Here is a 4,150-nt window from a genome sequence, read left to right on the forward strand (position 1 = left end):
AGGTAGACTTGAACAATGGTGCGAACAACTCAAATCGAGTTTGTTAAAAGCTGCCTAATCGTTTTCCAGTACGCCCCAGGTTTGGGGCCGATTTTCTTAGAAAACGAAATTCTTATCATCGTAAGCCACTCTGAAGGGCAAATGTCGATACAAAAAATCCAGCCAGAAATGGGGTTCATCCACAACATAGTACCTAGCAAAAAGAGGGGATAAGGTACAGAAGTGCTGTCTAGTGATAGCTTAATCGATTATGCTAAGGCAAAGTAAGATTGGCTCTGACTCTGAGTTCATGATTGGTAGACCAAGTCTATTCCTAAAATAAATAAACTATTTAATACAATAATTTAAAAGTTAAAGTTAATTATGATTATAGGGTTGTTTAAGGTGCGTAAAGATGATGATGACCTTGATCGACAAACATTCTTTCTGGGTATATGGCTACTTTGAAGAGACAAAGCTGACTTTGCTTAAATTAAACGATCCTGTCGATATTGAATTGATGAATGGCCAAATACTGACAGGTCATGTTGAGAGTATTGCCAGAGGCATCTATGACAGCGATAACCCGAAGAGTCGTGATTTAGTGGCGGATGTAAACCCGACTTTTAACTGGGTTCGTCTGGAGCAGCGTATACCTGTGCGAATTGCTTTAGATGAGGTTCCCGAACAGACGCTGCTGGCTGCCGGCATGACTTGCACGGTGATTGTGAAAAAAAATAATGCTAAAAAAGAGCCTGTCGCCACAGGCTCTATGTCGGCGAGTTGACTCAGAGACCGATAGAAAACATCGAATCGAGATCATGTTTGCTATAAACACGAAATGCCAGCATGGTTTCTGTTTTTGTAATCGCTTCGATATCCACAATTTTACTGGTTACCAGGGTAGCCAGTTCATCATTGTCTTTGACGCGGGCAATGGCAACGAGATCATAATTGCCGCTCACAGAATACACTTCACTGATACCGTTGACATCAGCTAAGGTTTCAGCGACGTCAGTGATTTTTGTACGTTCAGTTTGAATCAAAATAAATGAGGTAATCATTTGGTTCTCCGGACAGTTGCACGAGGCTATCTTTTATAAATAAGGGGATAACAAGCTCATAAATGAGTCACGTAGTCTAACAGGCACACTGCGGTTTGCCAGATCCTTATCACTGATGGCTTCACTTTTAGCAATAATCTCATCAAAGTGCTGTGTGAGTTCTTTATTAACTGTATGCGAGAATATCTCAACCCCTAACTCATAATTCAACCTGAGGCTTCGTGGGTCAATATTGGCAGAGCCTACCAATGCGTAATGATCATCAATACACAGTAATTTGCTATGGCAAAAAGGGGCTGGTTGATAAAATATTTCCACATTCCATAACAGTAGCTCGGTCAACATGTTTCGGTTGGCCCAATGGATATAGATAAGATTATTTTTAGCGGGTAAAACAATCCGCACGCGCACTCCACGCATAGATGCTGACTGTAGTGAGGCAATCATTTCCCGACTCGGGATAAAGTAGGGCGTCATGATATCTACGGTGTTTTTCGCTGCAGAAATCACGCTTTGCAGTGTTAACGATAATGCGTCCATTGCTTCATCTGGATCTTCTGGAATAACCCGGCAGTGGTAGCCGTCCGGTTGAGGTTCGGCAGCTGGAAATGGGCAGTCCATTTTGCTTTGACTGGCGATGAGCCAGTCATCATAAAAAATACCGATTAAATCTTTTACTATCGGACCGTTGAAGCTGAAGTGAATATCTGTAATACGGCGCGGCTGCATAGGCATTTGTCGATGGTCATCACTGATATTCATGCCTCCGGCAAAGGCTGTGGTGTTATCTACAATCAACAATTTGCGGTGATTACGCATATTGATATAGATATTAGGTGGCAGAATCCTGGGCGGCGTAAATTTAGCCACTTCTATACCGAGTGCTTTCAGACGTTTAGACGGTTTTTTCCAGGAGTACCACTCACCAATGCCATCAATGATAACTTTGACTTCAATGCCACGATTGACGGCTTCACTCAGGGCATCAATAAATTCATTACCAGTATGGTCTGTTTTAAGAATATAAGTGATTAATAGAATACGTTTTTTTGCTGATTTTATCGCCTCAAGCATGGCAGGGTAAGCTTCATCACCATTATGAAAAATACTGACGTCATTACCGGGAGTGAGTTTGGTTCCTGTAATACGCTCTCCAATACTGTCCAGACCATAACTATTAATGTGCTGTATTGAGCGTTTGGCATAACCAGACTCAAAAGGAATTTTGAATAAACGTCGTTTAATACTGGTAGCGCGGCTTCTTACCCGATTCACACCGAAGAAAAAGTAAGCGATGGGGCCACCATAAGGAATAAACAGACAGGACATAATCCAGCCCAGTGCTGCACGGCTGTCACGTTTGTAAAGTAAGATGTGAAAAACACTATAGGCGGCGGGTCCAGCGTGTAGCAAAATTAACAAAAATATATAGACGATATCCATATTCACAACCTGATTGACAAGCGCCCATAGTAACGAACTCTTGGCGATAAAACGATGTAAGCTTGATATACCTCTCACATCATCATGGAGCAGCCATATCCTATGTTTTATCAGGATGGAATGTGTAAGGATGCAAAGAGATTTTTTCTACTTATTTGATTTTGTTATAGTAAATTTCAGATACATAGACATGGAAGGGTGGTCATAGTGGAAGCACCTGCAATACCAAGCGATGAGCAAGAACGCCTCAATGCTTTGTACAATCTGGAAATTCTAGACTCGGAGCCCGAGGCTGTTTTTGATAATTTGACAGAACTGGTCGCGGATATTTTTTCTGTGCCTATTGTGGCCATTTCCTTGATTGACGAATCACGACAGTGGTTCAAGTCAATCCAGGGCTTAGACGTTTGCGAAACCGGCAGAGATATTTCTTTTTGTGGTCATGCTATCTTTCATCAACAAGCGTTTATTGTAGAATATGCACATGAGGATGACCGCTTTAAGGATAACCCTCTAGTGACAGGACCACCGCATATTGTCTTTTATGCAGGTATTCCGCTCCGATACAAACATAATCAACATCATCATCTATTAGGCACGCTGTGCATTATTGACCGTCAGCCACGAACACTGAGCGAACAGCAAAAACAACAACTTCAGCTATTCGCTCATCAGGTGGAATCATTAATTGAGATGCGTTTAACAGGCCAACGTCTGCAGCAGGCGAACCAGGCAAAATCAGCATTTATGGCAAATATGACACATGAACTGCGTAGTCCAATCGCGGGCGTGATCGGTATGCTGGATATTCTGCAAGGGAGTGAATTAACGACCGAACAACAGCGACATATGGATTTGGCCAGCAAAAGTGCCAGACTGCTACTCAATATTATCAATGACATTCTCGACTTTTCTAAACTGGAAGCCAATAAAGTTCATATCCGTCATGATGCCTTTAACCTGACCAAACTATTCGAAGACGTATTTGAAAGTTTTCGTCTACGGGGCAAGAAAACCGATAAAAGTTACCATCTATCTGTCGACTGGAATGATGATTTATTCGTCGATGGTGATGCCACACGACTAGAACAAATCTTATTAAACTTGCTTAGCAATGCTGATAAGTTCACTCAGCATGGCCATATTCAGCTAAAAGCCAGTCTCATTGAGCAGTCTGATGACGATATCACCTTGTCATGTCATGTTATCGATAGTGGTATCGGCATCAGTTCTACACAACAGTCCCGTTTATTTGAACCTTTTGAGCAGTTAGATAACAGCTCATCAAAAAGCTTCGGTGGCACCGGTTTAGGTTTAGTGATTTCAAAAAAACTATGCGAATTAATGGGTGGAAGTATTACCGTTGAAAGTGAGGTCGGTAAAGGTTCTTGCTTTAGTTTCACTATAAAGCTTAAACGCATCAGCAAATCAGAGTCTAAACAAACTCACACCGATGCAAATAAACAACCAACCTACCAACCCAGTCTGTCTGACATACATGTCTTAATTGTGGATGATGACCTAACTAACCGCTCGGTTTTAGAGTTTTTCCTGACACGTTTAAATGTCCATTTCACGACTGCTGAGAATGGCGTGCAGGCCAGTCAACTGTTAACGGAGCTCGATAGTTATGAGCCAATAAAAATGATTCTGATGGATTGCCA

4 protein-coding genes are annotated in these 4,150 nt (G+C 41.9%); 2 read left to right on the top strand and 2 right to left on the bottom strand.

Translation table 11 applies throughout. The annotated features are described in order from the left end of the window. Window positions 1-394 precede the first annotated feature (394 nt). A complete protein-coding gene (locus tag B4K20_RS01925; protein ID WP_289281699.1) occupies window positions 395-766 on the top strand; it encodes a hypothetical protein in 372 nt (123 codons plus the stop codon). Between the two features lies 1 nt (window position 767). Here the strand turns inward: B4K20_RS01925 and B4K20_RS01930 are convergent, their stop codons facing one another. Both B4K20_RS01930 and B4K20_RS01935 read right to left on the bottom strand, forming a co-directional pair. After that, window positions 768-1,043, bottom strand: coding sequence for an Lrp/AsnC family transcriptional regulator (locus B4K20_RS01930; protein ID WP_289281700.1), 276 nt, complete (start codon window positions 1,041-1,043; stop codon window positions 768-770). A gap of 33 nt (window positions 1,044-1,076) precedes the next feature. After that, entirely contained in the window at window positions 1,077-2,486 is a 1,410-nt protein-coding gene (locus tag B4K20_RS01935) for a phospholipase D-like domain-containing protein (protein WP_286304803.1), read from the bottom strand. Window positions 2,487-2,693: 207 nt separating this feature from the next. Here B4K20_RS01935 and B4K20_RS01940 point away from each other — a divergent pair. Beyond that, on the top strand, window positions 2,694-4,150 hold a 1,457-nt coding region (locus B4K20_RS01940), incomplete at its 3' end, for a hybrid sensor histidine kinase/response regulator (protein WP_289281701.1).

The sequence above is a fragment of the Methylophaga sp. UBA5088 genome (genome assembly GCF_002414625.1).
GTDB lineage: Bacteria > Pseudomonadota > Gammaproteobacteria > Nitrosococcales > Methylophagaceae > Methylophaga > Methylophaga marina.